Raw genomic sequence first — 6,905 nt, forward strand, 5'->3', positions numbered from 1 at the left:
GTCTCGATAGGGTCTGCGCCTGTCCGCGCATTTTCTCTAATGATACGCCCTTATCACTGGCGGTTCAGGCGGTGCGAGGGCAGCAGCAGGAACCAGAGGGCAAAGAAGGGCCAGGCCATGCCCATGAACTGGGCCGCGCCATTGAAGTTCAGGAATTTACCCTGCTGCCAGGCCTGCAGGGTGGCGACGAAATACGGATTCGCCGGGATCGTGTTCACGACAATCAGCGCCAGCACCAGCGTCACCACCGCCAGGCGGCGCTGCGCCACCTGGGGCGCGAAGGCCAGGCCGGCCAGCATGATCAGGCCGATCAGGAAGCCGCCCTGGGCGCCGGGCGTGACCCAGGTGAGGGCGTTATCCGGCGAGAAGAACAGAGAACTGGCCAGGGTCTTCACCAGCACGCCCGCGAACACCAGGGCCAGCATCAGCCCCAGGCGGGGCGCGGTGCGGCGGGCCAGGCACAGCAGGGTCAGGGCGGCGCCGGTCATGCCGCAGGCCGTGATCACGATCTCGGACAGCCAGTACTGCTCGACCGTCATGCCGGCGCTGCCGCGGATCAGGGTGACCAGGTCGATGTCGGTGTCGAGCCATTCGGACAGCCACTCCGACAGCAGCGGCAGGATCTGGCCATTGCCGAACAGGTAACCTTGTGGATAGACCTGGGCCAGCGGCCATAGCGCCACCAGCACCAGGCCCTGGCTCGCATGCGCGGCAAACCAGCGCTGGCGCAGGCGCTGCAGGCGGCTCTGGTTCAGCAGCAGCGGCGCGAACAGGAGCCCGAGCACCGCGCCGGCCAGGCAGCCGCCGGCATTCGTCACCAGGTCGAGGTTGGAGGGCACGCGCGTCGGCAGGTAGTTCTGCACCACCTCCATGGTGCCCGACACCAGCACGCCGCACATGCCAGCCACCAGCGCCGCCCACACGCCGCGCACCAGCGGGTGCAGCGCGAGCACGAACAGCACGCCGAGCGGCATGTAGCCGACCACGTTGACCATCACGTCGAAGCCGGTCCAGTAGCGCTGCGGCTGCAGGTTCAGGAAGGCGAAGGGCGACAGCCCGCTGCTGCGCCAGCCAGAGAACGGGAACCAGCTCGCATACACGATCAGCAGCAGGTAGGCCAGCAGGGCGGCGCGCGCCACCGGGGATGCGCGCGGCCTCGCCTCGTCTTCCGTCAGGGTCATCGGCGATTGATGTTCAGGGTGCCCAGCCAGGCCACGATGTCGGCGGCGATGGCGTCGGTGCTGGCCGCCAGCGCACGCGCGCCACCTGCCGCATCGGCGCTGGTGGCCTGGGTGGTGCGGGCGAAGCTGCGCTGGTCGACCAGCGTATGGCCCTGGAACACCGAAGCGCGCAGCGCAACCTGGCCTTCGCTCTGCGCCACGCCGGTGAAGTTGTGGATGAATTCGTCGACGTCGACGCGCAGGATGGGAATGCCGTTCGATGCATCGGTTTCCGACAGCACCTTGGCACCGGACTGGGAGATCCGGGTCTTCAGGCGCTGGGTCATCATCTGCAGCGGGTTGGCGGTCCAGCGGCTGTTGGCATAGGTACGCGCCTGCAAGGCATCGGCATAGCTCAGGCGGTAGAACATGCGCTCGCTGTCGAGGGCGCTCGAGCCGGTGAGGTCGGTGACGACGATCGCGCCGATGGGTGCGGCGGCCGGGGAAGCCTGGGCGGCGGCCTGCGCGGGCATGGCCGGGCCGAAGTCGAACTGGGTGGTGGGCTCGCCCTTCTGCGAGGCGCAGCCGGTGAGCAGCAGGGTGGCGGCGGCCAGGACGGCGATGAGGCGGTGCTTGAGCAGGTCTGCACTAAGTAGGGTCACGGTTTCCTCATTCATTTGGTCGGAGGGACGAAGCCGGGCTCGCCGGGGCCGGGTTGGGCCTTGGCCGCGCCGAACAGGATGCTCTGCGGGCGGTCGCCGATATTGGTCACGGTGCGGCGCACGGCGCGCAGCGAGATGCGGGCCTCGTCGGTCATGTCGGTCAGGTGCGGGAGGGTGCGCATCTCGAGGTCGGAGGTCACGCCTTCGAGCGAGGCGATGGCGCCGGCGGCGCGGTCGATCGGACCGCCCGGCGCCTGCAGGCTGGTGGCCAGGCGGTCGTAATTACGCACCGCGGTGGTAGCGCTGGTCGACAGCTCGTTCACCGAGGTCATGGTGCGATCCAGCTTGGCGGTCAGCTCGGGCATGCGCGCCAGGGTGGGCTGCAGCTGTTTCGGGATCTCGCCGTAGGCCTGGGCCGCCTTGCTGATGTTGTCGACGGCGCTCGTGATCTTCTCGGCGTTTTCCTCGCTGACGATCTTGTTGAGGCTATTTGTGATCTGCTCGGTCTTCTCGAGGATGGACAGGCCGCGCTTTTCCAGCTGGTCCAGCAGGCCGGGGCGCAGCGGGATACGCGCCACGTGGCCCTTGTCGCTGGCCAGCAGCGGCGAGCCGGTGCGGTCGTCGTCGAGCTGGATGAAGGCGATGCCGGTCACGCCCTGGTAGCCGAGCGAGGCGAAGGTGGTGGTGGTGACCGGGGCGCCTTCCGCGATCGACAGCTTGATCAGGATCTGGCCCGTCACGCGCGGGTCGAACACGATGTCGTCGACGCGCCCGACCTCCAGGCCGCGGTAGCGCACCGCGGCTTGCGGGTTCAGGCCGGGGATGGTCTGGGTGGTGACGATCTCGTACGGACGCATCTTGGTGCTGTCGCGGTTGAGCCAAAGGCCGATCAGGACGGCCGCCACCAGCAGCGCGACCGTGAAGAAGCCCGTCATCAGGGCATACGATCTGTTTTCCATGTCAGTCTTCCGATTCCTTTCCTGCGTAGCGTTCTTCCAGCACTTCCAGCGCACGCTGGCCGCGCGGGCCGAGGAAAAATTGTTTGATGAATGGATGCTCCACGCGCAGCACGTCGCACGCGGGGCCGACCGCCAGCACGTGCTTCTCGGCCAGCACCGCGATGCGCGAGGACAGCGCGAACAGCGTGTCCAGGTCGTGCGTGACCATCACCACGGTCAGGTGCAGCTCGTTGTGCAGGGTCTGGATCAACTCCACGAAGGTATCCGACAGGTCGGGGTCCAGGCCGGCGGTGGGCTCGTCCAGGAACAATAGCTGGGGTTCGAGCGCAAGGGCGCGCGCCAGCGCGGCGCGCTTGATCATCCCGCCCGACAGGTCGGACGGCATCTTGTTGGCGTCGCCCGGACCCAGGCCCACCATGTTCATCTTCAGCAGCACGGCGTCGCGGATCACGTCCTCGGGCAAGGCGCGCAGCTCGCGCAGCGGCAGGGCGATGTTGTCGAACACCGTCAGCGCCGAGTACAGGGCGCCCTGCTGGAACAGCATGCCCCAGTGGTTGCGCATGCGCTGCAGCTGTTCCGGGCTGGCGTTGCTGACGTCTTCGCCGAACACCGTCACCGAGCCGCTCGACGGATGCTCGAGGCCCAGCATCTGGCGCAGCAGCACGGTCTTGCCGGTGCCCGAACCGCCGACGATGGACAGGATCTCGCCGGCGTAGATGTCGAGGTTCAGGTCCTGGTGCACCACGGTGCGGCCGAAGCGGGTCCACAGGTTGCGGATCTGGACCACCGGCGGTCCGACTTTTTCGTCCGGTTTCAGGTTCAGCGGTTCGGTGATCGTGTTGGCCATCAGTTGAACCCCACGCTGGAAAAGACGATCGCGAACACGGCATTGGCCATGATGACGACGGTGATCGCGGTGACCACCGAGGTCGTGGTCAGGCGGCCCAGGCTTTCGGTGTTCGGCTTGATGCGCAGGCCGAAATGGCAGGCGGTCAAGGCGATCAGCATGCCGAACACGATACCCTTGCCCAAACCGATCATGTAATTCACGATCGGCACCGCCGACGGCAGTTTCTGGATGAAGTAGCGCATCGCCAGGTGCAGTTCGACCTTGGCCGCGATCATCCCGCCCAGCAGGGCCATGGCGTCGGTCCAGATCACCAGCAAGGGCATCGCGATCGCCAGCGCGAGCACCTTCGGCATGATCAGGCGGAAGCCGTGCGAGATGCCCATCACCAGCATCGCATCGAGTTCCTCGGTCACCCGCATCACCCCCAGCTGCGCGGTGATCGAGGAGCCGGAGCGGCCCGCCACCAGGATCGCCGCCAGCAGCGGCCCCAGTTCGCGGATGATGGACATGCCGAGGATGTTGACCAGGTAGATGTCGCCGCCGAACATGCGCAGCTGCTGCGCCGACAGGTAGGACAGCACGATCCCGATCAGGAAGCCGACCAGCGCGGTGATGCCCAGCGCCTGGAAGCCGGAGTGATAAATGTTGGCGGAGATCTCGCGCCACGGGCCCGCCATCGGATGGCGGATGAAGCGGCCGACGTCCTGGACCACCTGGCCGATCAGGATCACCACGGCCTTCATGTGCTCGAAGAAGGACAGCACGCCCGAGCCCAGCCTGATGATCCAGTTGAAAGGACTGGTGCGCACGCGCGGCAGCTCGATGTCGCTGGCCTGTTCGAGGCGCGCGAACAGCTCTTCCTGCTTCGGATCGAGGGTCAGTTGGCCGGGACGCTTCTTGCCCCAGGCACTCCAGAACATCTGGGCGCCGATGTGATCGAGGCTGTCGATTGCCGACAGGTCCCAGGCCAGGGAGGATTTGTCGGCCAGCCCGGTCAGGGTCTTGTTGATGCTCTTGAGCGCACCGCGCTTTGCCAGCGCATGCACCTGCCATACGCCGCGCGCCACCACCGACTCGCCGGCGTTGGGGTGTTCGATAGTTAATGTTGGCGCATTTTCAATCCGCATTATGGCAGTGTAAAAGAGATTTGCAGCGGCTGCCACACGCGCGGCAGTGGCGTGCCGCAGCGTGCTCTTTACGCGGCCAGGTGGCGGACCTGGCGCTCGGGAGCGGCTGCCTTCTCTTTTGGCTTGGCCGCCGGCTTGTCGACATTGCCGGCATAGTCGCTGGCCAGCAGCGCCTTTGCCGCATCCTCGCCCATGCCCTGCAGCTGCAGCCACTCCTGCACCAGTTTCGCCAGGCGCTCGAGGGCGATGCGGTGGGTGGCGTCCGTGCGGGTGTACATCCAGTCGCTGAAAGCCATGAAATTCGCGAAGGGTGTCTCACCCAGCAGCATATTGACGGTGTGGGCGAAGCGGCCCGAGTTGGCGACCAGGTCCCAGTAGCGGGCAAAGCGCACCAGGCGCTGCATGGTGGCGAAGTCGATGCGGTCGGTGGCCAGCACGGTGTAAGGCGGATAGGGATCGAACACCATCCCGAAAGGCTCGGTGTGGCGGATGATCGGGGTGCCGCGCAGGCGCTTCAGGATGCCGAACTGGATCTCGTGCGGGCCGAGCGACACCAGGTGGTCGAAGCCGCGCGCGAAGCTGGCCACGTCTTCGCCCGGCAGGCCGGCGATCAGGTCGACGTGCAGGTGGGCGTGCGAGTGCTCGTGCAGCCAGCGGATGTTGTCCGCGGCCTTGGCATTGTCCTGGCGCCGGCTCACCAGGGCCTGCACCTCGGGATTGAAGCTCTGGATGCCGATCTCGAACTGCAGCGCGCCCGGCGGGAACTGGGCGATGGTCGCCTTCAGCCCTTCCGGCAGGTGGTCGGGGACCAGTTCGAAGTGGGCATACACGGGGTCGTCCGGGCTCAAAGCCAGCTTATCGAGGAAGAACTGCATGATGCGCTGGCTGGTCTTGACGTTCAGGTTGAAGGTGCGGTCGACAAACTTGAACAGGCGGGCGCCGCGCTGGTACAAGCCTTCCATCTCGGCCAGGAAGGTATCGAGATTGAAGGGCCAGGCCGTCTTGTCCAGCGAGGACAGGCAGAACTCACATTTGAAGGGACAGCCGCGCGAGGCTTCCACATACAGGGTGCGGTGCGCGATGTCCTCGTTACTATATAGAGAGTAAGGCAGGACGATGTCGGCCATGGGTGGCTGGACGCCGGCGTGAACTTTCATGAGTGGCTTGGGGCCGTGCAGGATTTCGCCGCACAGCTTGGGGAAGCTGACGTCGCCCCAGCCGGTGACGGTGTAGTCGGCCAGGCGGACGATCTCCTGCTTGTCGGTCTCGTACGAGACTTCGGGACCGCCCAGCACCACCGTCACCTCGGGCGCGACGCGCTTGAGCATGGCGACAACCCGGGTCGTCTCTTCGACGTTCCATATATAGACACCGAAACCGACGATGCGCGGCTGCTTTGCCAGCAGGCGCTCTACCACCTCGGTCGTCTTCGCGCCGATGACGAATTCCATCAGCGCCGTTTGCGCCTGCAGTTCGCCCATATTGGCCAGCAGGTAGCGCAAGCCCAGCGAAGCGTGGGCATAGCGGGCGTTGAGGGTGGAGAGCAGGATGGTCATGGCGGTGCGGATCGGCTGGACGGCAAAGGGTGCATTGTACGCGTTGGGTTTCATTTGCGCGTGCAGGCCTTGCGGGGTCATGGCGGCTTTGATATGATTCGCTCCCTCGTTGAAAACGATTGCCGATTCAAAGCTTTACGGCAGTTTCATCGAGCTGTGTCTGAACGATACGACACAAAAAAGGATTTGACGAGTTAAGCGAAACACTGCATAATCTCACTTCTCTGCTGCTGACGAACAAAACGATTCGCAGAATGCAGCAAGGCAGTACCGAATACGATCTTTAACAATCAACAGTCGATAAGTGTGGGCGTTTGATGAAGTGCCAGCAGCTGCGTAAGTAGCTGCTGAATGCTTAAATTATCAAATGTTCACAAAAAGTATAACGTTGCTCAGCAATGAGTGACGGTCAGTATTTTGAGTGAGCGACCCTTGAGAAATCAAGGTGGCAGCAATGCCAACAAACAGAGATTAAACTGAAGAGTTTGATCCTGGCTCAGATTGAACGCTGGCGGCATGCTTTACACATGCAAGTCGAACGGCAGCGCGGGGCAACCTGGCGGCGAGTGGCGAACGGGTGAGTAATACATC

General features: G+C 64.5%; 6 protein-coding genes and 1 rRNA gene. 1 reads left to right on the forward strand and 6 read right to left on the reverse strand.

What is annotated here, in order from left to right; genetic code table 11:
* Nucleotides 1-53: 53 nt before the first annotated feature.
* From LQV39_RS15695 to LQV39_RS15720, 6 genes are all read right to left on the reverse strand, one after another.
* Entirely contained in the window at nt 54-1,181 is a 1,128-nt protein-coding gene (locus LQV39_RS15695; protein ID WP_230027062.1) for a VanZ family protein, read from the reverse strand.
* Nucleotides 1,178-1,822: an ABC-type transport auxiliary lipoprotein family protein gene (locus tag LQV39_RS15700; RefSeq protein WP_230027063.1), complete on the reverse strand. Its 645-nt coding sequence runs from the start codon at nt 1,820-1,822 to the stop codon at nt 1,178-1,180. Before LQV39_RS15700 ends, LQV39_RS15695 begins: the two co-directional genes overlap by 4 nt.
* A gap of 11 nt (nt 1,823-1,833) precedes the next feature.
* The gene (locus tag LQV39_RS15705; RefSeq protein ID WP_230027064.1) at nt 1,834-2,781 is read right to left on the reverse strand and encodes an MlaD family protein; all 948 of its coding nucleotides are present in this window, start codon (nt 2,779-2,781) and stop codon (nt 1,834-1,836) included.
* Between the two features lies 1 nt (nt 2,782).
* Nucleotides 2,783-3,628 carry an ABC transporter ATP-binding protein gene (locus LQV39_RS15710; protein ID WP_230027065.1) on the reverse strand — a complete coding sequence of 282 codons (846 nt, stop codon included), beginning with the start codon at nt 3,626-3,628 and terminating at the stop codon, nt 2,783-2,785.
* Complete coding sequence (locus LQV39_RS15715) at nt 3,628-4,758, reverse strand: ABC transporter permease (RefSeq protein ID WP_230027066.1); 1,131 nt, start codon at nt 4,756-4,758, stop codon at nt 3,628-3,630. Before LQV39_RS15715 ends, LQV39_RS15710 begins: the two co-directional genes overlap by 1 nt.
* A 68-nt stretch (nt 4,759-4,826) precedes the next feature.
* Nucleotides 4,827-6,314: a B12-binding domain-containing radical SAM protein gene (locus LQV39_RS15720; protein WP_230027075.1), complete on the reverse strand. Its 1,488-nt coding sequence runs from the start codon at nt 6,312-6,314 to the stop codon at nt 4,827-4,829.
* 473 nt (nt 6,315-6,787) lie between these two features.
* On the opposite strand from LQV39_RS15720, the gene LQV39_RS15725 reads away from it, so the two are divergent.
* A 16S ribosomal RNA gene (locus tag LQV39_RS15725) occupies nt 6,788-6,905 on the forward strand; the annotation flags it as partial.

The sequence above is a fragment of the Massilia sp. Bi118 genome (assembly GCF_918697865.1).
Classification (GTDB): Bacteria; Pseudomonadota; Gammaproteobacteria; order Burkholderiales; family Burkholderiaceae_D; genus Telluria.